The 21,566-nt window shown below is 61.3% G+C and carries 28 protein-coding genes and 1 tRNA gene; 25 read left to right on the top strand and 4 right to left on the bottom strand.

Annotation, left to right across the window (positions count from 1 at the left end; translation table 11 throughout):
- Positions 1–14: 14 nt before the first annotated feature.
- Positions 15–1,094 (bottom strand): 4-hydroxyphenylpyruvate dioxygenase, encoded by a 1,080-nt coding sequence (hppD, locus tag AAG793_RS15670; protein WP_341909860.1) that lies wholly within the window; start codon positions 1,092–1,094, stop codon positions 15–17.
- A 245-nt stretch (positions 1,095–1,339) separates the two neighbouring features.
- Between hppD and AAG793_RS15675 the strand changes: the two genes are divergently transcribed.
- From AAG793_RS15675 to ubiA, 5 genes are all read left to right on the top strand, one after another.
- Positions 1,340–1,813, top strand: coding sequence for an Lrp/AsnC family transcriptional regulator (locus AAG793_RS15675; RefSeq protein WP_341909862.1), 474 nt, complete (start codon positions 1,340–1,342; stop codon positions 1,811–1,813).
- A gap of 267 nt (positions 1,814–2,080) precedes the next feature.
- Positions 2,081–2,818, top strand: a complete 738-nt coding sequence (locus AAG793_RS15680) for a GNAT family N-acetyltransferase (protein ID WP_341909864.1) — start codon at positions 2,081–2,083, stop codon at positions 2,816–2,818.
- A gap of 595 nt (positions 2,819–3,413) precedes the next feature.
- Positions 3,414–4,397 carry a LysR substrate-binding domain-containing protein gene (locus AAG793_RS15685; RefSeq protein ID WP_341909866.1) on the top strand — a complete coding sequence of 328 codons (984 nt, stop codon included), beginning with the start codon at positions 3,414–3,416 and terminating at the stop codon, positions 4,395–4,397.
- 87 nt (positions 4,398–4,484) lie between these two features.
- Positions 4,485–4,997, top strand: a complete 513-nt coding sequence (locus tag AAG793_RS15690; RefSeq protein ID WP_341909868.1) for a Dps family protein — start codon at positions 4,485–4,487, stop codon at positions 4,995–4,997.
- 43 nt (positions 4,998–5,040) lie between these two features.
- Positions 5,041–5,910: a 4-hydroxybenzoate octaprenyltransferase gene (gene ubiA / locus AAG793_RS15695; protein ID WP_341909870.1), complete on the top strand. Its 870-nt coding sequence runs from the start codon at positions 5,041–5,043 to the stop codon at positions 5,908–5,910.
- 27 nt (positions 5,911–5,937) lie between these two features.
- On the opposite strand, the gene proC is transcribed toward ubiA, so the two are convergent.
- From proC to glpK, 3 genes are read right to left on the bottom strand one after another with little or no spacing between them, the layout of a single operon-like run.
- Positions 5,938–6,771 carry a pyrroline-5-carboxylate reductase gene (gene proC / locus AAG793_RS15700; protein WP_341909872.1) on the bottom strand — a complete coding sequence of 278 codons (834 nt, stop codon included), beginning with the start codon at positions 6,769–6,771 and terminating at the stop codon, positions 5,938–5,940.
- A gap of 6 nt (positions 6,772–6,777) precedes the next feature.
- A complete protein-coding gene (locus AAG793_RS15705; RefSeq protein ID WP_341909874.1) occupies positions 6,778–7,965 on the bottom strand; it encodes an esterase-like activity of phytase family protein in 1,188 nt (395 codons plus the stop codon).
- 43 nt (positions 7,966–8,008) lie between these two features.
- Complete coding sequence (gene glpK / locus AAG793_RS15710; protein WP_341909876.1) at positions 8,009–9,502, bottom strand: glycerol kinase GlpK; 1,494 nt, start codon at positions 9,500–9,502, stop codon at positions 8,009–8,011.
- Between the two features lie 229 nt (positions 9,503–9,731).
- On the opposite strand from glpK, the gene AAG793_RS15715 reads away from it, so the two are divergent.
- The 20 genes from AAG793_RS15715 (at position 9,732) to AAG793_RS15810 (ending at position 20,627) form a co-directional block, all read left to right on the top strand.
- Positions 9,732–11,339 carry a glycerol-3-phosphate dehydrogenase/oxidase gene (locus AAG793_RS15715; protein ID WP_341909878.1) on the top strand — a complete coding sequence of 536 codons (1,608 nt, stop codon included), beginning with the start codon at positions 9,732–9,734 and terminating at the stop codon, positions 11,337–11,339.
- A 236-nt stretch (positions 11,340–11,575) separates the two neighbouring features.
- The gene (gene rplN, locus AAG793_RS15720; protein WP_007869247.1) at positions 11,576–11,944 is read left to right on the top strand and encodes a 50S ribosomal protein L14; all 369 of its coding nucleotides are present in this window, start codon (positions 11,576–11,578) and stop codon (positions 11,942–11,944) included.
- Positions 11,945–11,953: 9 nt separating this feature from the next.
- On the top strand, positions 11,954–12,274 hold the full coding sequence (gene rplX, locus AAG793_RS15725) for a 50S ribosomal protein L24 (RefSeq protein ID WP_341909880.1): 321 nt from the start codon (positions 11,954–11,956) through the stop codon (positions 12,272–12,274).
- A gap of 1 nt (position 12,275) precedes the next feature.
- On the top strand, positions 12,276–12,815 hold the full coding sequence (rplE, locus tag AAG793_RS15730; RefSeq protein ID WP_341909882.1) for a 50S ribosomal protein L5: 540 nt from the start codon (positions 12,276–12,278) through the stop codon (positions 12,813–12,815).
- A 9-nt stretch (positions 12,816–12,824) separates the two neighbouring features.
- Complete coding sequence (rpsN, locus tag AAG793_RS15735) at positions 12,825–13,130, top strand: 30S ribosomal protein S14 (RefSeq protein ID WP_341909884.1); 306 nt, start codon at positions 12,825–12,827, stop codon at positions 13,128–13,130.
- Between the two features lie 18 nt (positions 13,131–13,148).
- Positions 13,149–13,544, top strand: a complete 396-nt coding sequence (gene rpsH, locus AAG793_RS15740; protein WP_092130236.1) for a 30S ribosomal protein S8 — start codon at positions 13,149–13,151, stop codon at positions 13,542–13,544.
- Positions 13,545–13,569: 25 nt separating this feature from the next.
- Positions 13,570–14,103, top strand: coding sequence for a 50S ribosomal protein L6 (rplF, locus tag AAG793_RS15745; protein ID WP_341909886.1), 534 nt, complete (start codon positions 13,570–13,572; stop codon positions 14,101–14,103).
- A gap of 11 nt (positions 14,104–14,114) precedes the next feature.
- A complete protein-coding gene (gene rplR, locus AAG793_RS15750; protein ID WP_341909888.1) occupies positions 14,115–14,480 on the top strand; it encodes a 50S ribosomal protein L18 in 366 nt (121 codons plus the stop codon).
- 17 nt (positions 14,481–14,497) lie between these two features.
- Positions 14,498–15,016 carry a 30S ribosomal protein S5 gene (rpsE, locus tag AAG793_RS15755; protein WP_341909890.1) on the top strand — a complete coding sequence of 173 codons (519 nt, stop codon included), beginning with the start codon at positions 14,498–14,500 and terminating at the stop codon, positions 15,014–15,016.
- A gap of 25 nt (positions 15,017–15,041) precedes the next feature.
- On the top strand, positions 15,042–15,224 hold the full coding sequence (rpmD, locus tag AAG793_RS15760) for a 50S ribosomal protein L30 (RefSeq protein WP_122954340.1): 183 nt from the start codon (positions 15,042–15,044) through the stop codon (positions 15,222–15,224).
- 13 nt (positions 15,225–15,237) lie between these two features.
- Positions 15,238–15,669: a 50S ribosomal protein L15 gene (rplO, locus tag AAG793_RS15765; protein WP_341909892.1), complete on the top strand. Its 432-nt coding sequence runs from the start codon at positions 15,238–15,240 to the stop codon at positions 15,667–15,669.
- A 27-nt stretch (positions 15,670–15,696) separates the two neighbouring features.
- Positions 15,697–17,016: a preprotein translocase subunit SecY gene (gene secY, locus AAG793_RS15770; protein WP_341909894.1), complete on the top strand. Its 1,320-nt coding sequence runs from the start codon at positions 15,697–15,699 to the stop codon at positions 17,014–17,016.
- 18 nt (positions 17,017–17,034) lie between these two features.
- Positions 17,035–17,253, top strand: coding sequence for a translation initiation factor IF-1 (infA, locus tag AAG793_RS15775; RefSeq protein WP_007869286.1), 219 nt, complete (start codon positions 17,035–17,037; stop codon positions 17,251–17,253).
- Between the two features lie 28 nt (positions 17,254–17,281).
- On the top strand, positions 17,282–17,395 hold the full coding sequence (gene rpmJ / locus AAG793_RS15780) for a 50S ribosomal protein L36 (RefSeq protein WP_011481465.1): 114 nt from the start codon (positions 17,282–17,284) through the stop codon (positions 17,393–17,395).
- Between the two features lie 25 nt (positions 17,396–17,420).
- Entirely contained in the window at positions 17,421–17,786 is a 366-nt protein-coding gene (gene rpsM / locus AAG793_RS15785) for a 30S ribosomal protein S13 (RefSeq protein WP_341909896.1), read from the top strand.
- Between the two features lie 13 nt (positions 17,787–17,799).
- Positions 17,800–18,204, top strand: a complete 405-nt coding sequence (gene rpsK / locus AAG793_RS15790) for a 30S ribosomal protein S11 (protein WP_011799771.1) — start codon at positions 17,800–17,802, stop codon at positions 18,202–18,204.
- 130 nt (positions 18,205–18,334) lie between these two features.
- Positions 18,335–18,958, top strand: a complete 624-nt coding sequence (rpsD, locus tag AAG793_RS15795) for a 30S ribosomal protein S4 (RefSeq protein ID WP_341909898.1) — start codon at positions 18,335–18,337, stop codon at positions 18,956–18,958.
- Between the two features lie 95 nt (positions 18,959–19,053).
- Positions 19,054–20,043, top strand: a complete 990-nt coding sequence (rpoA, locus tag AAG793_RS15800) for a DNA-directed RNA polymerase subunit alpha (RefSeq protein ID WP_341909901.1) — start codon at positions 19,054–19,056, stop codon at positions 20,041–20,043.
- Between the two features lie 86 nt (positions 20,044–20,129).
- Positions 20,130–20,531: a 50S ribosomal protein L17 gene (gene rplQ, locus AAG793_RS15805; RefSeq protein ID WP_341909903.1), complete on the top strand. Its 402-nt coding sequence runs from the start codon at positions 20,130–20,132 to the stop codon at positions 20,529–20,531.
- A gap of 19 nt (positions 20,532–20,550) precedes the next feature.
- A tRNA-Met gene (locus tag AAG793_RS15810) sits at positions 20,551–20,627 on the top strand.
- Positions 20,628–21,566: the final 939 nt, after the last annotated feature.

Raw genomic sequence — 21,566 nt, forward strand, 5'->3', positions numbered from 1 at the left:
TTCAGTCTACGCCCTCAGGCGGCGGGGGCCAGCACACCGCGGCGCATCTGGTCCAGTTCGATGCTTTCAAACAGCGCCTTGAAGTTGCCTTCACCAAAGCCATCGTCGCCCTTGCGCTGGATGAACTCGAAGAAGATCGGCCCCAGCTGGTTTTCGCTGAAGATCTGCAGCAGCAGGGCGCCCTGCTTGCCGTCGACCAGAATCTTGCGCTTTTGTAGCTCGGCCACGTTCTCGCCGTGGCCGGGGATGCGCTTGTCGATCAGCTCGTAATAGGTGTCGATGGTGTCCAGCAGCTTGATGCCACTGGCGCGCATCGCGTCCACCGTGGCCAGCAGGTTGTTGCTGCCCATCGCGATGTGCTGAATGCCTTCGCCGTGGTAGCGGTCCAGGTACTCCTGGATCTGGCCGGCCTTTTCGTTGCCTTCCTCGTTGATGGGGATGCGGATCTTGCCGCAGGGGCTGGTCATGGCCTTGCTTTTCACGCCGGTGACCTGGCCTTCGATGTCGAAATAGCGGATCTCGCGGAAGTTGAACAGGCGCTCGTAAAACCCCGCCCACTCGTCCATGCGGCCCCGGTGCACGTTGTGCGTCAGGTGGTCGATGTAGGTGAGGCCATGGCCGAGGGGGTTGAGCGCATCGGCGCGCACGCCCGGTAAGGGCTCGAAGTCGACGTCATAAAAACCGATGTTGCCGATGTCACCGGGCTGCGCGCCATTCTTGCCGCGCCATTTGTCGATGAAATAAATGATGGAGTCGCCAATGCCCTTGATGGCCGGAATGTTCAGCTCGCCCGGGCCCGAGGTGTGCGCATAGCCCCAGGCACCGAGGGAAATGGCACGCTCGTAGGCGGCCTTGGCGTCCTGCACGCGAAACGCAATGGCGCAGACGCTGGGGCCATGCTGGCGCGCAAAGCGCTGCGCGAACGAATCCGGCTCGGCGTTGAGGATGAAGTTGATGCCGCCCTGGCGATACAGTGTCACATCCTTGTGGCGATGCCGCGCAATCGGCGTGAAGCCCATGCGCTCGAACAGCGCGCCCATCGCGGCCGGGTCGGGGGCGGCGTACTCAATGAACTCAAAGCCGTCGGTGCCCATGGGGTTCTCCCAGGCGAAGTTGTTCGCCCCCACGCTTTTCACTGCGTGTAATGCGCTGCCCCCCGAGGGGGCTGTGCTTGCTTGGGGCGGCCCGGCGCGGCGCACGGAGGTGTCCATATCGGTCGACGGTGTCATCAGTGTCTCCAGTAAACAGGTCTCCAATATAGATGCGCAGTGAGTCATGTTTACTGCGAATCAAGGCGTTCGAATTGCCTTTGACGCACGAAAGCTGCAAAATTCAAGTGATGGAAACACTCGACAAGCTGGATCGTCAGATTTTGCGCAGCCTGCAGGCGGATGGTCGGGCGACCTTTGATGCCCTGGCCGAGCAGGTCGGGCTGTCTCCCAGCGCAGTGCTCAGGCGCGTGAAGCGTCTGGAGGAGGCGGGCGTGATCGACCGCTATGTGGCGCTGGTCAAACCCGAAGTGGTGGGCCTGGGGCTGACGGCCTACATCAACGTGCGGCTGGAAAAGCACACCGAGAGCCACAAACGCAACCCGATGGACCTGTTCCGCGCCAGCGTGCAGACCTGGCCCGAAGTGGTTGAGTGTGCGGCGCTCACCGGCGAGATGGATTACCTGCTGCGCGTGCTGGTGCAGGACATGGCGCACTACAGCCGCTTCATCATGGACACGCTGCTCAAGCACCCCAGCGTGCAGGATTGCAAGACCAGCTTTGTGCTGGACCGCGTGAAAACCACCACGGCCGTGCCGCTCTGAGCGGGGGAATGGCTGTTGTTAGATGCCATTGCACCGGCTGACAAATGCGCCATTCGGACGTTTAATGCTTCAGGCGCGCCCGTTACAAAGTTGTTGCGCCGCAACATAATGGTTTGTTGGTGATAAATTGCTATTGAATAGATAGCAATTAAGCATTGTTTGCATGGGTCTTTGAGGTGTTTCGTGTTTCAACAGACTAGTGCTGGCCGCGGAAAGTCCGATCCCGCCTAGACTGGCAATTCTAGGGATAACCCTTATATTTCGTGCATGGTCAATCCCAGTGCATTCCTTAAAGCGTCCTACCACGCGGGCAAAGAGTTTTTTCGCCCGCTGGCGTCTGAACGCGCGGAGGACGGCTCGTCCGTCAAGCAGGCCCCGCCCGTGATGGTCCCGATCCGTTCGCTCGGTCCCAGCCACGGTGAGCGCATCGCCACGCACCTGCTGGCGCTGGACGACAGCGACCGCTACCTGCGCTTTGGCTATGCCGCCAACGACGAGCAGATCCGCCGCTACGTGAGCAGCCTGAACTTCGAGCGCGACGAAATCTTTGGCATCTACAACCGCAAGCTCGAACTGATCGCGATGGCGCACCTGGCGCACTCGACCGATCCCGAGCTGAAAAGCTGCGCCGAGTTCGGCGTGTCCGTGCTGTCGCAGGCCCGCGGCCGGGGCTACGGCTCCCGCCTGTTTGACCGCGCCGTCATGCACGCGCGCAACGATGGCGTGGACATGATGTTCATTCACGCATTGAGCGAAAACACCGCCATGCTCAACATCGCCCGCAAGGCCGGTGCCACCATCGAGCGGGACGGCTCCGAAAGCGAGGCCTACCTCAAGCTGCCACCTGCCGACCTGGATTCGCGTGTGACGGAGATGGTGGAAGAGCAGTTTGCGCAGACTGACTACCGGCTCAAGGTGCAGGCCAAACAGTTTTGGGACTTGCTGGCCACCATTCAGGAGGTGAGGCGGGGGGTTCGGGATGGGCGGGATCGGATGCCGATGTAACGGGTTCTGGTTTTTTGCTGAGGGTTGAGGCCGGGGGTTGCCCGGCAGCAACTCACTTTTCTTTGCTTCGCCAAAGAAAAGTAAGCAAAAGAAAGGCGACCCTGGTGCCTGCGTCCCTGCGCTGCGCTACGGGCAACCTGCGGTGCTCGGTCCAGGCGGGGTCTGGCTAAACTCGCCTTCGGCTCAGACAACGCCAGCCCTGATCCGCCTGAACCTGTGCTCCTCGGCGCATTCACAAGGGTTTGAAAGTCATAAAACCGGAATCGGGTTCCACAAGGACACGCTGCGGCGTGTCCTTGTGGTATTGGTTTCCGTTCCCGCTTGTCCCGTGTGGCTGGGCCGAGCAGCGCAGATGGAGGCGGGATCAGGGCCGCAGTTGTTTGAGCGCAGCGAGTTCTGCGGACCCCCGCCGGAGTCGAGCAGCACAGGTTGCCCGTAGCGCAGCGAAGGGACCCAGACTTCGGGTCGCCTTCTCTTTGCTTACTTTCTCTTGGCGAAGCAAGAGAAAGTAAGTCGCCCGCCGGGGCGAGTCCCGGCCTCAGGCTTCAACAAAGCCGGCGCCCCAAACACCACACAAAAGCCGCACAATCACCCCATGACGCTGACCGAACTCAAATACATCGTCGCCGTGGCCCGTGAAAGGCATTTTGGCAAGGGCGCCGATGCCTGCCACGTGTCGCAGCCAACGCTCAGCGTGGCGATCAAGAAGCTTGAAGAGGAGTTGCAGGTCAAGCTGTTTGAGCGCAATGCCAACGAAATCACGGTCACGCCGCTGGGTGAAGAGATCGTGCGGCAGGCGCAAAGCGTGCTGGAGCAGGCCGAGAACATCCGCGAAATTGCCAAGCGCGGCAAGGACCCGCTGGCCGGCGCGTTGCGGCTGGGTGTGATCTACACCATTGGCCCCTACCTGCTGCCGGACCTGGTGCGCCACGCCATCGCCATGACGCCGCAGATGCCCTTGATGCTGCAGGAGAACTTCACGGTCAAGCTGATCGAGGAGCTGCGCATGGGCGAGATCGATTGCGCCATTCTGGCCGAGCCGTTTCCGGACGCCAACCTTGCGATTGCGCCGCTCTACGACGAGCCTTTCATGGCCGCCGTGCCCAGCTCGCACCCGCTGGCGCAGCGCAGCAGCATCACCGCCGAAGAGCTGAAAAAAGAAACCATGCTGCTGCTGGGTAACGGGCACTGCTTCCGTGACCACGTGCTGGAGGTGTGCCCGGAGTTCGCCCGCTTTTCCAGCAACTCGGATGGTATTCGCAAGAGCTTTGAGGGCTCGTCACTTGAGACCATCAAGCACATGGTGGCCGCCGGCATGGGCATCACGCTGGTGCCGCGTCTGGGCGTTCCCAAAGAGGCGATGGCGCAGACGCGCACTGCAAAGAAGGCCAGCAAGGCCAGGGCGGGGGCGGATGCCGACATGCCCTCCTTTGTGAAGTACCTGCCGTTTGAAGGGCATGTGCCGTCGCGCCGTGTGGTGCTGGCCTGGCGCCGCAGCTTCACGCGCTATGAAGCGATTGCCGCGCTGCGCAATGCCATTTACGCCTGCGAACTGCCCGGGGTGATCCGGCTGTCCTGATCGCCATGCGCCGTCACGGCAGCCGCGCCGGTTGCCTGTGCCCAGCAGGTTTTGTAAAGTGGCAGATTCATCATTGACTGGAACACCATGGCCAAATCTTCTGTCAAGGCGTCTGCCAAGCCCGCGCCTTCCATCAACATCGGTATCAGCGAAAAAGACCGGGCCGCCATCGCCAAGGGCCTGAGCCGTGTGCTGGCAGACACTTACACGCTGTACCTCACCACCCACAACTTCCACTGGAACGTCACCGGCCCGATGTTCAACACGCTGCACCAGATGTTCATGGTGCAGTACACCGAGTTGTGGGCGGCTGTGGACCCGGTGGCCGAGCGCATCCGCTCTCTGGGCCATCCGGCGCCGGGCTCGTACGCGCAGTTCAGCAAGCTGGCCTCGGTGCCGGATGCGCCCACGGTGCCGCCTAAGGCGCTGGAGATGGTGCGCATTCTGGTGCAGGGCCATGAAGCCGTCGCCCGTACCGCGCGCGAGCTGTTCCCGCTGGCTGACAAGGCCGGTGACGAGCCGACCGCCGACCTGCTGACGCAGCGCCTGACGGTGCACGAGCAGACCGCGTGGATGCTTCGCTCGCTGCTGGAAGAATGAGCGGCCGCGAATCGATGCCTTCGGTGATGCCAGAATCGGCAGCGTGAAAAGCACGCTTCAAACCAAACTCGGCCTCTACCTTGACCTGATCCGCTGGAACCGCCCCGCCGGCTGGTTGCTGCTGCTGTGGCCCACGCTGTCGGCATTGTGGATTGCCTCGCATGGCTTTCCGGGCTGGCATCTGGTGCTGGTGTTCACGCTGGGAACCATCCTGATGCGCAGCGCCGGCTGCTGTGTCAACGATGTGGCCGACCGCGACTTTGACCGCCATGTCACACGCACGGCGCAGCGCCCGGTGACCAGCGGAGCAGTGTCGGTGCGCGAAGCGCTGGGTCTGGGCGCGGTGCTGGCCTTGCTGGCTTTCGGCCTGGTGCTGACCACCAACACGGTGACGGTGCTGTGGTCGGTAGCCGCATTGGCGGTGACGCTGGCCTATCCGTTCGCCAAGCGTTTTGTGTCCATGCCGCAGGCGGTCCTGGGGGTGGCGTTCAGCTTTGGCATTCCGATGGCGTTTGCGGCGGTGCAGTCGCGGGTGCCGCCGCTGGCCTGGCTGCTGCTTTTGGGCAACCTGTTCTGGGTGATTGCCTACGATACCGAATACGCCATGGTCGACCGCGATGACGACCTGAAGATCGGCATGAAGACCTCAGCCATCACACTGGGCCGCTTTGATGTGGCGGGCGTGATGGCCAGCTACCTGCTGTTTTTGGGCCTGTGGGCCTGGTTGCTGCGCGAGCAGCCCGGTTTTGGCGTGATCGCCCTGGGGCTGGGCGCAGCCCTTGCGCAGGCGCTGTGGCACTGGCAGTTGATTCGCCAGCGCGCGCGGGACGGCTGTTTCAAGGCCTTTCGTTTGAACCACTGGCTGGGTTTTGCAGTGTTCGCTGGCGTGGCCTTGTCTTACGTGGGCCGTTAGATAGGCGAGGACGGTGGTGCCGCAGCGTCAGGCGCTACCGAACTCGTCGCCCAGCTCCACCGCGCGTTGCCGTGCCGCTTCCAGCGCTTGCATGAAGTGCTGTTTGACGCCATCCTGCTCCATCGATGTGAGTGCGGCGTAGGTGGTGCCGCCTTTGGAGGTGACGCGGGCGCGCAGCACTTCCGGCGGGTCGCTGGAGGCCTGCGCCAGTGCCGACGCGCCGACAAAAGTGCCGACGGCCAGTTGATGGGCCTTCTCGCGCGACAGCCCCATGTCCATGCCGGCATCGATCATCGCTTCCAGGAAATAGAACACATAGGCAGGCCCCGAGCCTGAAAGTGCGGTGACCGCATCGAGCTGGGTCTCGCCATCCAGCCACAGGAAGTCGCCGGTCGGCTGGATCACGCCTTCCACTGCAAGCCGGTCGTCTGCCGAAACAGCAAGGCGCGCGAACAGCGCCGTCATGCCCTTGCCGACCAGCGCCGGCGTGTTGGGCATGGCGCGCACGATGCGTTCGGTGCCCAGCCACTGCGCCATGCTGTCAGAGCGGATGCCCGCGGCCACGCTCAGGTGCAAAGCATTCGCCGTGTGCGCGCGGCTTTGCCCGGCCGCCTCGCGAAAGGTCTGCGGCTTGACGGCCCACACCACCAGACCGGCCTGCTCCAGCGCCGCACCCGGTGCTTCATGGACCGCCACGCCGAACTGCTGAGTCAGTTTGGCGCGTTGTTCGGCAAACGGCTCCACCACCTGGATCTGGCTGGCGGATGTGCCTTGTTTGAGCAGGCCGCCAATGATGGCGCTGGCCATGTTGCCGCCGCCTATGAAAGCCACGGAAACAGGGGCTAAAGAAGAAGATGTCATGTGGGTTCAATCCTGAAACTCAAAAACCAGCCACTGGGTGATTTGTTGTTCGCTGAAATTGTCGTCGCTGATGAGGTGCAGCGTGCGGTTGCCGTTCGGAAGCCTCGCGCCCCAACTCATGCCTTCGGTATTGTCCAGCTGTCGCAGGCGGTGGCCGGCACCAGCGCCGGTGAAGATCGCGAGGTCGGCCAGCAGCCGTTTGCCGACCGGCTGGTAGCGGGCCGTGCTCAATGCGGGCATGTCCTGCGTGTCGGTGCCCTCACGCGTGTCGACCAGGTAGATCCGCAGCGAGTTGCGCTGGTCAGCGCCGTGGCCGGCCATGTAGGCCCGCTCCAGCACCAGCAGGTGGTGTTCATCGAGCAGCAGGATTTCGGTGACGCCATTGTCGGCCTGGGTGGCTGGTGAAACCGGTGCACGCGGAATGGCATCGGGCACATATGCGACCTGCCGCAGCACCTTGCCAGTACCCAGATCCAGCAGCGTGAAGCGGCAGGGGCCTCCCGGGCTCTGCACGGTGGGCAAGGGGCCATCCTGCCGCAGAGGTGCTTCCATGGCGACCCATGCGCGCTGGCCGTCGGGTGTCAGCGCCAGTCCTTCGAGGGTTCGGTTCGGGCGTGAACCCTCAGTCAGCTGAAAGTCGAACAGGGCGGGCAGGTTGATTTCGCGCACCAGCGTGCCGTCGGTGCGGCTTTCGCGCAGCATGGGCGCCGCGCCGCTCAGCGCATGGCCCTCGGTGGTCCACCACAGCGTCTGGCTGCTGGCGCGCCAGCGAATGGCTTCCGGGTCAGGCACCTGCAGGCCGCGCAGCGCAGCGGGGTAGGGCATGCCGTCGGCTTGGCGCAGTGTGGTCACGCCCAGCCATTCGACTTCACCGATCCGGTCGGCCTGCACAGCGATGCGCGCGGTGTAAAACCGTGCCGGGCTTTCGCGCGATCCGTCGTCGCTGATGAGATGGAACAGGTCGCGCTGGCTGTCGTAGTCCATGCCGGACAAGCCGCCGACCACCGTGCCCTGAAACGCCGCGCGGTGCGAAACCCTGGCCTCGCCGATCAGGCGCAGGCGTGGCAGCGACGCCGCGTCGAACGGCCTGGCTTGGGCCCAGCCCTGCGGCAGGAAGGCTGGTAGCGCGAGCGAGGTGGCACCCCCTAGAAGGCGGCGCCGCGTCAGCGGGAAGGGCGTGGATGAGACGGGCATGGCAGGGAGTCTGATGCCGCTTCGCGTCGCTGGCGTGACGCTTTCAGGGCGCGATGGCCTGGCGTACCGCGTGCTCCCAGCGGGCCATTGCCTCGCTGGCTGTGGCGCGGTCCATGGCGGGCATGAAGCAGCGCTCGGCTTGCCACAGCGCCGAGAGCTCGGCCGTGCTGGCGTAGACGCCCGTGCTTAGCCCCGCCAGATACGCCGCCCCCAGCGCGGTGGTTTCGGTGACGGCGGGGCGGATCACCGGAATGCCCAGCAGGTCGGCCTGGAACTGCATCAGCAGGTCGTTCACGCAGGCGCCGCCGTCCACACGCAGCTCGGTCACCGGCGCGGCACCTCCCGCCACCGCATCGCGGCTCATGGCCAGCAGCAGCGCGGCACTCTGGTAGGCGATGCTCTCCAGCGACGCACGTGCGATGTGGGCCAGCGTGGTGCCGCGCGTCAGGCCCGTGAGCGTGCCGCGGGCATGGGGCTTCCAGTAGGGCGCGCCCAGGCCGGTGAAGGCCGGCACCATCATCACGCCGCCTGAATCGGGAACGCTCTGCGCCAGTGCTTCGACCTGTGCGCTGCCTTCGATGGCCTGCAGACCGTCGCGCAGCCACTGCACCACAGCCCCACCAACAAACACGCTGCCCTCCAGCGCGAATTCCGGCGTCGGGCTGATCTGCGCTGCGCTGGTCGTCAGCAGGCCGTTGTGCGAGGTTTCGAACGCGCCGCCGGTGTGCATCAGCATGAAGCAGCCGGTGCCATAGGTGTTCTTGGCCATACCGGCGGAAAAACAGGCTTGGCCGAACAGCGCGGCCTGCTGGTCGCCTGCCACACCGCCGATGGGGATGGCGTGACCCAGCAGGTCGGGGCGAACCTCGCCATAGTGCGCGCTTGACGGCAGCACACGCGGCATCAGCGAAGGTGGAATGCCAAGCAGCGCCAGCAACTCGGCGTCCCACTGGTTGGTGTGCACGTTGAAGAGCATGGTGCGCGACGCATTGCTCACATCTGTGGCGTGCAGGCTGCCGCCGGTGAGTTGCCAGAGCAGCCAGCTGTCCACCGTGCCAAAGGCGAGTTCACCGCGCTCGGCCTGCGCGCGTGCGCCGTCGACGTGGTCGAGCAGCCATTTCAGTTTGGTGCCCGAGAAATAGGCATCGACCAGCAGTCCGGTTCTGGACTGGATCAGGGCCTCGTGGCCTTCTTCGCGCAGCCGGGCGCAGGTGCTTTCGGCACGCCGGTCCTGCCAGACCAGTGCGTGGTGGATGGGCACGCCGGTGCGCCGGTTCCACACCACCGTGGTCTCGCGCTGGTTGGTGATGCCCAGCGCGCGGATCTTGCTGGCGGCGATCCCGGCCTTGTGCAGGGCCTCGCGGGCGGTCGCCAGCTGGGTCTGCCAGATGATCATGGGATCGTGCTCCACCCAGCCTGGTTGCGGGTACATCTGCGGCAGCTCTTGCTGGGCCATGGCCACGACGCGGCCCTGTCCGTCAAACACGATGCTGCGCGAGCTGGAGGTGCCCTGGTCCAGGGCAAGCAGGTAGGTCATGGTCGTCAGGCTTTGCGGGGGTGGTTGTGCGGTCCGGTCGATGGGACTGTACTGGAAGGGGCATCATTGCCCGGCAGGGAAAACGCCGGGTGGCCCTGTACCGAAGTCTGCGTTCACGTGTGCGTCAATGCGATAGCTGCGTTCACCGCTACAGTAGCGGGACTGTGCAGCGCCGCCCGCCTGGCACGTCATTCTTTTCAAGTCCGACCAACACCCCAGCCGATTGCCCATGGACGCGTCCCGCAACATCGCTGCCGATGCCCCCGTACTGACCGACCGTGCCGCCTTGATGCGCCGCCTGGCCGCGCCGCGCCAGTACGACATGGCGGTCATCGGCGGCGGCGCCACGGGCCTGGGGGTGGCGCTGGACGCTGCCGCGCGAGGTCTTTCGGTGGTGCTGGTGGAGTCGCATGACTTTGCCAAGGGCACCTCGTCGCGTGCCACCAAGCTGGTCCACGGCGGCGTGCGTTACCTGGCGCAGGGCAACATCGCGCTGGTGCGCGAAGCCCTGCACGAGCGATCCATGTTGCTGGCCAACGCGCCGCATCTGGCGCAGCCGCTGGCGTTTGTGATGCCCTCCTATCGCTTCTGGGAGAAGCCGTTTTACGGCATCGGCCTGAAGATGTACGACGCCCTGGCCGGAAAAGCCGCGCTGGGTGCAACCGAATTCCTCAACCGGCAGGAGACGCTGGGGCTGCTGCCGACGGTGCAGCCCGACGGTCTTCAGGGCGGCGTCAAGTACTGGGATGGCCAGTTCGACGATGCGCGGCTGGCACTCGCCCTGGCCCGCACAGCCGCCGCACGGGGTGCGTTGCTGGTGAATTACTGTGCGGCTACGGGTCTGGTGCACGAGTGCGGCAAGGTGGTGGGCCTCCAGGCCCGGGACGAGGAGTCGGGCCAGGTCTTCGAGCTGCGTGCGCGCTGCGTGGTGAATGCGGCCGGCGTGTGGGTGGACCAGTTCCGGATGCAGGACGGCGAGGCCATCAGCCGGCCAACCCGGCCCATGGTGGCGCCCAGCCAGGGCGTGCACATGGTGGTGGACCGCGAGTTCCTGCCGACTGACCATGCCATGCTGATCCCCAAGACCATCGATGGCCGGGTGTTGTTTGCTGTGCCCTGGCTGGGCAAGGTCATCCTGGGCACCACCGACACACCGAGGCATGACCTGGCCCGCGAACCGCTGGCCTTTGCAGAGGAGGTCGATTTCATCCTGCGCGAATCGGGCCGCTACCTGCGGCGTGCGCCGGGGCTGGCCGACATCAAGAGCATCTGGGTTGGCCTGCGCCCGCTGGTCAAGCCGCCCGATGAGGACGCTGGCAGCACGCAGGCGCTGTCGCGGGAACACACGGTGCTGGTCAGCAAGAGCGGACTGGTCACCGTGACGGGCGGCAAGTGGACCACGTACCGGGCGATGGCGGTGGATGTGCTGGATCGCAGCATGGAGGCTGGTTTGCTGCAGAGGGATGCCGGCGCAGTGACCGCTCACCTCCCACTGGTCGGCGCCAGAATGTCCAGCGTGAAAATCAGTGCCCCGCCGGGCTTGCACTTGTACGGCAGCGAGTCTGGTGCCGTGGAGGCACTGCCCGGCGCCGACCGATTGCTGGGCGGGGGGCTGAGCGAAGCCATGGTCCGGTTTGCGGCGCGGTTTGAGTACGCCCGCTGCGTTGAGGATGTTTTGGCCCGGCGTTCGCGGCTGCTGTTTCTGGACGCCGCCCTGGCGCGCGAACTGGCGCCTGCGGTGGCGGCCATCCTGCGCGAGGAAACCGGCGTAGACCCCCAGCTCGACGCCTTTTTGGCCCTGTGCGGCCAGTATCTGCACCTCCCGGGACGGCTCTGACGACTTTTGGCATCTTCGCGCAAGTTGTGCATTTGGCCGCTTGGGCTTGTTGACGACCCGCCAGAGTTCGGTTATAGTCGAGGGCTTCGCTTGAGAAAAGCGGAGAAATCTGACTCTAAACAGCCTAATTGGAAGCATTGCAAGTGGTTTGCAGTGTGGACGACGGGCCCAAGACTGACTGGATGGCAGCTCGCAGTTTCTGCGGGTGGCGCCCGGTGCAAGTTGGGACTAAATACATGATTCAAACGCAATCCAAACTCGATGTTGCTGACAACACGGGTGCCAAATCCGTGATGTGCATCAAGGTGCTGGGCGGATCCAAGCGCCGGTACGCCAGCGTTGGTGATGTCATCAAGGTGAGCATCAAAGAAGCCGCTCCGCGTGGCCGCGTCAAAAAAGGCGAGGTTTACAGCGCTGTGGTCGTTCGCACCGCCAAGGGCATCCGCCGCGGCGATGGTTCGCTCGTCAAATTCGATGGCAACGCAGCCGTGTTGCTTAATGCCAAGCTGGAGCCCATCGGCACCCGCATCTTCGGACCGGTCACGCGCGAGTTGCGCACCGAGAAGTTCATGAAGATCGTGTCTCTGGCTCCTGAAGTTCTGTAAGGACGCGCCATGAACAAGATTCGCAAAGGCGACGAGATCATCGTGATCGCAGGTCGCGACAAAGGCAAGCGCGGCAAGATTTCGCTGCGCAAGGACGACAGCCACGTGCTGGTGGACGGGATCAACTTGGTGAAGAAACACACCAAGCCCAACCCCCTCAAAGGTACCACTGGCGGCATCGTCGAGAAAAGCATGCCGATTCACCAGTCCAATGTGGCCATTTTCAATGCGTCCACCGGCAAGGCGGATCGGGTGGGCATCAAGCTCCTGGCAGACGGCACCAAAGTGCGCGTCTTCAAGTCCAGCGGCGAAGAAATTAAGGCTGCATAACATGGCACGCTTGCAACAGCAATACCGCGAAAAAATCGCCCCGAGCCTGATGGAAAAGTTCGGGTACACCTCGCCGATGCAGGTTCCCCGCATCACCAAGATCACGCTCAACATGGGTGTGAGCGAGGCCGTCGCCGACAAGAAGGTCATGGACAACGCCGTGGGCGACATGGCCAAGATCGCCGGCCAGAAGCCAGTTGTTACCAAAGCCAAGAAGGCCATCGCCGGTTTCAAGATCCGCGAAGACCTGCCGATTGGCTGCATGGTCACCCTGCGCGGCGTTCAGATGTATGAGTTCCTGGACCGTTTCGTCACCGTAGCCCTGCCGCGCGTGCGTGACTTCCGTGGTATTTCCGGTCGGGCCTTTGATGGCCGCGGCAACTACAACATCGGCGTCAAGGAACAGATCATTTTCCCCGAGATTGAGTACGACAAGGTGGATGCCCTGCGCGGTCTCAATATCAGTATCACCACGACGGCCAAGACCGATGAAGAGTGCAAGGCGCTCCTCACCGCCTTCCGTTTTCCGTTCAAGAACTGAAGGCGCAAGATGGCAAAACAAGCTCTGCTGCAACGTGAACTCAAGCGCGAGAAACTCGCCGCCAAGTTCGCCAAGAAATACGCTGAACTCAAGGCAACGTCCAACGACGCCAAGCGCTCCGACGAAGAGCGTCAACTGGCCCGCCTCGAGCTCCAGAAGTTGCCCCGCAACGCGAACCCGACCCGTCAGCGCAACCGCTGCTCGATCACCGGTCGCCCGCGTGGTACGTTCCGTCAGTTCGGTCTGGCCCGCGCCAAGATCCGTGAACTCGCATTTGCTGGTGATATCCCTGGTATCACCAAGGCAAGCTGGTAAGCATAGGAGAACCACAAAATGAGTATGAGTGATCCTATCGCCGACATGCTGACGCGCATCCGCAATGCACAGATGGTTGAAAAAGCCGTCGTGCAGGTGCCGTCGTCAAAAGTCAAGGTTGCCATTGCGCAGGTCCTGAAAGACGAGGGCTACATCGATGGCTTCTCCGTCAAGACCGACGAAGGCAAGTCCCAGCTGGAAATTGCCCTGAAGTATTACGCTGGCCGTCCCGTGATTGAGCGCATTGAGCGCGTCAGCCGCCCCGGCCTGCGTGTGTACAAGGGCCATGGCGCCATTCCCCAGGTCATGAATGGCCTCGGTGTGGCAATTGTCACCACCCCCCAGGGTGTGATGACTGATCGCAAGGCGCGCGCTACCGGCATCGGTGGCGAAGTGCTCTGCTACGTGGCCTAAACGGCGGCATTGAGGAGAAACTGAAATGTCTCGTGTAGGAAAAATGCCGGTCGCCGTCCCACAGGGTGTGGACGTCGCCATCAAGGAAGACCAGATCAACGTCAAGGGCACCCTGGGTGCGCTGGCGCTGGCGCAGAACGCGCTGGTCACCGTCAAGATCGACGCTGGCAAGCTCACCTTTGTGCCTGCTAACGACTCCCGTGAAGCCAACGCCATGAGTGGCACGATGCGTCAGCTCGTGAACAACATGGTGACTGGTGTGACCAAGGGTTTCGAGAAAAAGCTCAGCCTGATCGGCGTGGGTTACAAGGCCCAGGCGCAAGGCGCCAAGCTGAACCTCACCGTGGGTTATTCGCACCCTGTGATCATGGACATGCCCGCTGGCATCACCGTCGCCACCCCGACCCCCACCGAGGTGGTGATCAAGGGTTCCGACCGCCAGCGCGTCGGTCAGATAGCTGCTGAAGTGCGGGCCGTGCGTCCTCCCGAGCCTTACAAGGGCAAGGGCATCCGTTATGCGGATGAGAAGATCACGATCAAAGAAACTAAGAAGAAATAAGGAGCTGCATCATGTTGACCAAAAAAGAGCAGCGCCTTCGTCGTTCACGCCAGACCCGTATCCGCATTGCCACGCAAGGCGTTGCCCGTCTGACGGTGAACCGTACCAATCTGCATATTTACGCCAGCGTGATTTCTGGCGACGGCACCAAGATCCTGGCTGCCGCCTCCACCGCAGAAGCCGAAGTCCGCAAGGAAATCGGGGCCTCTGGCAAGGGTGGAAACGTTGCTGCTGCGCAGGCCATTGGCAAGCGCATTGCCATCAAGGCAAAAGCAGCAGGTGTTGAAAAAGTGGCGTTTGATCGCGCCGGTTTTGCGTACCACGGCCGCGTCAAGGCGCTGGCTGATGCGGCACGCGAAGCTGGTTTGCAGTTCTAAGCAGACTGGAATTAAGTATGGCTAAGTTTCAAGCTAAATCGCAAAACGACGCTCCAGACGATGGTCTGAAGGAAAAGATGATCGCGGTCAACCGCGTGACCAAAGTGGTGAAGGGTGGCCGTATTCTCGGTTTCGCCGCACTCACGGTGGTCGGTGATGGCGACGGCCGCGTCGGCATGGGCAAGGGCAAATCGAAAGAAGTGCCAGCTGCCGTGCAGAAGGCGATGGAAGAAGCGCGTCGCAACATGACCAAGGTCTCGTTGAAGAACGGCACGATCCACCACAACGTGTTCGGTCACTGGGGTGCTGCCAGCGTCATGATGGCGCCGGCTCCCAAAGGTACCGGCATCATCGCCGGCGGCCCGATGCGCGCTGTTTTCGAAGTCATGGGTATCACTGACATCGTGGCAAAAAGCCATGGTTCGAGCAACCCGTACAACATGGTGCGCGCCACCATGGACGCCCTGAACAACTCCACCACTGCCTCTGAAATTGCAGCCAAGCGTGGCAAATCAGTCGAAGAGATCTTCGGCTAAACGCTGAGCTTTGAGGAGCATTGAAATGACCAAAGAAACCAAAGTCAAAGTCCAGCTGGTTCGCAGCCCGATTGGCACCAAGGAATCGCACCGCGCCACCGTTCGTGGCCTCGGTCTGCGCGGTGTCAACAGCGTCAGCGAACTGCAGGATACGCCTGCCGTGCGCGGCATGATCAACAAGATCAGCTATCTGGTCAAGATTGTCTGAGCGGAGCCCCATCATGGAATTGAACACAATCAAGCCTGGTCAAGGCGCCAAGCACGCCAAGCGTCGCGTCGGTCGCGGCATCGGCTCTGGCCTGGGCAAAACGGCTGGTCGTGGCCACAAGGGTCAGAAGTCCCGCGCTGGCGGCTACCACAAGGTCGGCTTCGAGGGCGGTCAAATGCCCATGCAGCGCCGTCTGCCCAAGCGCGGCTTCAAGTCGCATCTGCTCAAGTTCAACGCTGAAGTCACCCTGGCCGCTCTCGAGCAGCTCGGTCTGGCTGAAGTTGATCTGCTGGCCCTGAAGCAATCGGGTCTGGTGGGTCAACTGGCCAAGAACGTGAAAGTCATCAAGTCCGGCGAGTTGTCCAAGGCTGTGAAGCTGAACGGCATCGGCGCGACTGCGGGCGCCAAAGCAGCCATCGAGGCCGCTGGCGGCTCCGTGGCCTGAGTCCTGAACAACTGACGGAACCTATCAGTGGCAACCACTCCTGCTCAACTCGCGAAAACCGGCAAGTACGGCGATCTGCGGAACAGGCTCGTGTTTCTGTTGCTGGCGCTGGTCGTCTACCGCATCGGTGCGCACATTCCGGTTCCGGGGATTGACCCGAACCAGTTGAAGGAACTGTTCAACGGACAGCAGGGCGGCATATTGAACCTGTTCAATATGTTCTCTGGTGGCGCGCTGTCACGGTTTACCGTGTTTGCGCTGGGCATCATGCCGTACATCTCGGCCTCCATCATCATGCAGTTGCTCACCTACGTGGTGCCAACCTTCGAGCAGATGAAGAAAGAGGGCGAAGCCGGCCGCCGCAAGATCACGCAGTACACCCGCTACGGCACATTGGGCTTGGCCCTGTTCCAGTCGATGGGTATTGCTGTGGCGCTGGAGAGCTCGCCTGGTCTGGTGCTGGCGCCTGGCTTCGGTTTCCGGATGACGGCTGTGTTCAGCCTGACTGCAGGTACCATGTTCCTGATGTGGCTGGGTGAGCAGATCACCGAGCGCGGTCTGGGCAACGGTATCTCGATCCTGATTTTCGCAGGTATCGCTGCGGGTCTGCCCAGCGCGATGGGCGGCTTGCTGGAACTGGTGCGAACCGGCGCCATGAGCATTCTCGTAGCGATCGTGATTGTGGCGGTTGTCGCTCTGGTCACCTATTTCGTGGTGTTCGTCGAGCGAGGTCAGCGCAAGATTCTGGTGAACTATGCGCGTCGGCAGGTGGGCAACAAGGTGTACGGCGGACAGTCGTCGCACCTGCCACTGAAGCTGAACATGGCTGGTGTGATTCCGCCCATCTTTGCCTCGTCGATCATCCTGCTGCCCGCGACAGTGGTGGGTTGGTTCAGCACTGGTGAAAGCATGCGCTGGCTGAAGGACATTGCCGGCACACTCACACCGGGCCAGCCGATTTATGTGATGCTCTACGCGGGCGCCATTGTATTTTTCTGCTTTTTCTACACGGCGCTGGTGTTCAACAGCCGTGAAACGGCAGACAACCTGAAAAAGAGCGGTGCCTTCATCCCCGGGATCCGTCCTGGTGATCAAACGGCTAAATACATTGACAAGATTCTCGTGCGACTGACGCTGGCCGGGGCGGTGTACATCACCTTCGTCTGCCTGCTGCCCGAGTTCCTGATCCTGAAATACAACGTGCCGTTCTACTTCGGTGGGACGTCTCTTCTGATTATTGTGGTGGTGACCATGGATTTCATGGCCCAGGTGCAGAACTACATGATGTCGCAACAGTACGAGTCGCTCCTCAAAAAGGCGAACTTCAAGACATCACTGGGCGGTTAACTGGGTAGTTGACGGGATATGTCGAAGGACGATGTGATCCAGATGCAGGGAGAGGTGGTTGAAAACCTCCCCAACGCAACCTTCAGGGTGAAACTGGAAAACGGACATGTCGTACTTGGACATATCTCAGGAAAGATGCGGATGCACTACATCCGGATTCTTCCTGGCGACAAGGTCACCGTTGAATTGACGCCGTACGACTTGTCGCGTGCGCGAATTGTTTTCCGTGCCAAGTAGGCACTGAGTGAAAGTTTAGGAGAAAGAAATGAGAGTTTCAGCTTCGGTCAAGAAGATTTGCCGCAACTGTAAAATCATCCGCCGCAAGGGCGTGGTCCGTGTGATCTGCACCGACCCGCGCCACAAGCAGCGCCAGGGCTGATTTTCAAGAGATTTAGAGGACGCACATGGCTCGTATCGCTGGTATCAACATTCCGCCGCAGCAGCACGCCGAAATCGGCTTGACTGCAATTTTTGGCATTGGTCGCACCCGTGCTCGCAAGATTTGCGAGGCATGCGACATCGCCTATGCAAAGAAGATCAAGGATCTGTCTGACTCCGAACTCGAAAAGATTCGCGAGCAGATCGGCTTGTTCACCATTGAGGGTGATCTGCGTCGTGAAACCACGATGAATATCAAGCGCCTCATGGACATCGGCTGCTACCGCGGCTTCCGCCATCGTCGCGGTCTGCCCATGCGCGGCCAGCGCACCCGCACCAATGCCCGCACCCGCAAGGGTCCGCGCAAGGCAGCGGCTGCTTTGAAGAAATAATTGAGAGGTCCTCATGGCAAAATCACCCAATAACAGCGCCGCACAACGCGTACGCAAAAAAGTTCGCAAGAACGTGGCCGACGGCATTGCGCACGTCCACGCGTCCTTCAACAACACCATCATCACCATCACCGACCGCCAGGGCAATGCACTGTCTTGGGCATCGTCGGGTGGTCAGGGTTTCAAGGGTTCGCGCAAATCCACGCCTTTCGCAGCACAGGTTGCTTCGGAAGTCGCCGGCCGCGCCGCCATTGAACAGGGCATCAAGAACCTTGACGTGGAAATCAAGGGACCTGGTCCGGGACGTGAGTCTTCTGTGCGCGCCCTGGGCGCACTCGGCATTCGCATCAACTCGATCGCTGACGTGACTCCTGTTCCCCACAACGGCTGCCGCCCCCAGAAGCGCCGCCGTATTTAATCGCGTTGCCCGGCACCGGTCGCTTGCGCTGCAAGTGGCCGCACCGGGCGTTTTCAATCAAGCCCACCGCCGGCAGGTCACGACCTCCGGCTCCTGCATGACCTGCAGCAGATGACACAAGGAAACTCAAGTGGCACGCTATCTCGGCCCCAAGGCCAAACTCTCCCGCCGTGAAGGCACCGACCTGTTCCTGAAGAGCGCACGCCGCGCCATCAGCGACAAGGCCAAGTTCGATTCCAAGCCAGGCCAGCATGGCCGTACCTCTGGCACCCGCACCTCGGACTTCGGTCTGCAGCTGCGCGAGAAGCAGAAGGTCAAGCGCATGTACGGCGTGCTGGAAAAGCAGTTCCGCCGCTATTTCGAAGAAGCGGACCGCCGCAAGGGCAACACCGGTGCCAACCTGCTGTTCCTGCTGGAGTGCCGCCTCGACAACGTCGTCTACCGCATGGGCTTCGGCTCCACCCGCGCTGAGGCGCGCCAGCTGGTGTCGCATAAAGCCATCACGGTGAACGGCCAGTCGGTCAACATTCCGTCTTACCTCGTGAAGACGGGTGACGTGATCGCCGTGCGTGAAAAGTCCAAGAAGCAGACCCGCGTGACGGAAGCGCTGCAACTGGCACAACAAGTCGGCCTGCCTGCATGGGTTGACGTGAACGCCGACAAGGGCGAAGGCACCTTCAAGAAGGTGCCTGACCGCGACGAGTTTGCCGCCGACGTCAACGAATCGTTGATCGTCGAGTTGTACTCACGCTGATTTTTCGTTCCTGCGGTACGGGGCACCGTACTGCCAGGGTGTGCTTCGCCAGCCTTATCGGTGTAACGAACCGAGGGTATTGAGAGGAAGACTGCATGCAGACCAATTTGTTGAAACCCAAAACCATCAATGTCGAGCAGCTTGGCGTCAATCGCGCCAAGGTGACTCTGGAGCCTTTTGAGCGTGGCTACGGCCACACGCTGGGCAACGCCCTGCGTCGCGTGCTGCTGTCGTCCATGGTCGGTCATGCCGCCACGGAAGTGACGATTGCCGGCGTGTTGCACGAGTACTCGTCGATCGACGGTGTACAGGAAGACGTCGTCAACATCCTGTTGAACCTCAAGGGCGTGGTGTTCAAGCTCCACAACCGCGATGAAGTCACGCTGAGCCTGCGCAAGGACGGCGAAGGTCCTGTGACCGCCGCTGACATCCAGACCCCGCACGACGTGGAAATCATCAACCCTGAGCACGTGATCGTGAACCTGTCGCACGGCGGCAAGATCGACATGCAGATCAAGGTGGAAAACGGCCGTGGCTATGTGCCTGGCACGATGCGCCGCTACGGCGACGAGTCACCAAAATCCATCGGCCGCATCGTGCTGGACGCGTCGTTCTCTCCTGTCAAGCGCGTGAGCTACACCGTCGAAAGCGCCCGTGTCGAGCAGCGTACCGACCTCGACAAGCTGGTGCTGGAAATCGAAACCAACGGCGCCGTCACTGCAGAAGATGCCGTGCGCGCTTCGGCCAAGATTCTGGTGGAGCAGCTGGCCGTGTTCGCACAGCTCGAAGGCAATGAACTGGCCGCATTCGATGCGCCTGTGCAGCGTAGTTCGCAGCAGTTCGATCCGATCCTGCTCCGTCCTGTCGATGAGCTCGAACTCACCGTGCGTTCGGCCAACTGCCTGAAGGCCGAAAACATCTATTACATTGGCGACCTGATCCAGCGCACCGAAAACGAGCTGCTCAAGACGCCGAACTTGGGGCGCAAGTCCCTGAACGAAATCAAGGAAGTGTTGGCTTCCCGCGGGCTCACCCTCGGAATGCGCCTTGAGAGCTGGCCGCCGGCTGGTCTCGACAAACGCTGATATTCAACCCCAGAAGATCCGCCCCGAAGGGATCTCGCACGGGCAGTACCTGATACGGCTGCCCGGATTTTAAAAAAGGAAACACCATGCGACACGGACACGGATTACGCAAACTCAACCGCACCAGCGAGCACCGCCTTGCCATGCTGCGCAACATGATGAACTCGCTGCTGCAGCACGAAGTCATCAAGACCACCCTGCCCAAGGCCAAGGAATTGCGCCGCGTGGTCGAGCCCATGATTACGCTCGGCAAAGAGCCAACGCTGGCCAACAAGCGCCTTGCGTTTGATCGCCTGCGCGACCGCGACATGGTGGTGAAGCTGTTCGCTGAAATTGGCCCACGCTACAAGGCCCGTCCCGGCGGCTACACACGCATTCTGAAAATGGGCTTCCGCGTTGGTGACAACGCACCCATGGCTCTGGTCGAACTGGTGGATCGTCCCGAAGTGTCGGAAGACACTTCTGCTGACGCAGCCAAGGCAGAGTAAGCTATAATTCAACTCTTAACGCGCGGTGGAGCAGCCTGGTAGCTCGTTGGGCTCATAACCCAAAGGTCGTAAGTTCAAATCTTGCCCGCGCAACCAACATCCAAGCCGTATAGGCTGGTAGCAAACGCCCACTTTATGTGGGCGTTTCGCTTTTGTGCCCAATTTGTGCCCGTTTTGTGCCAAATCTGTGCCTGCAGAAATCATCTTAATCGCGTTGCGACCATTGGGGCACTCTATCTGCTTGAAGCCCAAGTTGGGCCGATGAGTTGCTTAATCTCAATAAGTTGAAATCTAATCACCGCGACAAGAAAAAGTGTTCGGAGTTCGCTTTTTGGACAGGCATAAACTGTCTATACCTCGTCAGCCAACGGCACCTCCCAAGACGGAAACAGTCTCTGCTCCTAAATGCCCAAGCGTCCTGTTGCACAGCGCGACATCTGGTATCGGCTTTCCTAGCTTAGATGGGTGCAACAGGTCCCGCGGCTTCTGATTTCCCGTTAGACCCGCTGAAACAACGAAGTAAGCCTCTGAGAATCAGTGCCACAGCCTCGTCAACATGGACCGTTCGAGCAAGAGTTGCGTTTTCAGCGCTGTCCAGACGATTGTTTAGGGCGCTTTCCGTAAGGCCAGTAAAGTGAGATCGTTCAGCCCAGGCGGTAGTTTGAGCCTGACGTGGCGTTGACAGGCCCAACTCTTCAGCGATCTCTCGGGCACACCCTCCAAATCCTCCGAGAATAAATAGCGGCTGATTAGCAGCTATGGAGCAAAGTGCCTCCTCAGCAATACCGGGCATCCGCCCCTTGAATTCGGTAACTCTCCCACCAAGAATAATCCTCGCATCACATGCGCCGGTCAGTACGTTGCGCATCGCGGTCAGCCCTGCTGACTGTTGAATTCCATCCAATCTTGACCCCGGTTTTTCATCTCAATTTGACCCCACCCGTATTGCAGTAGCCGAGCTACTCGGTTGTGGATAAGTCTAACTTTGAGTCTGTTGTTTCTCCTTTGGGTTTGGCCTCTTGCCTGGATTTGCTC

The sequence above is a fragment of the Polaromonas sp. YR568 genome (assembly GCF_943372955.1).
Taxonomy (GTDB): domain Bacteria; phylum Pseudomonadota; class Gammaproteobacteria; order Burkholderiales; family Burkholderiaceae_C; genus Polaromonas.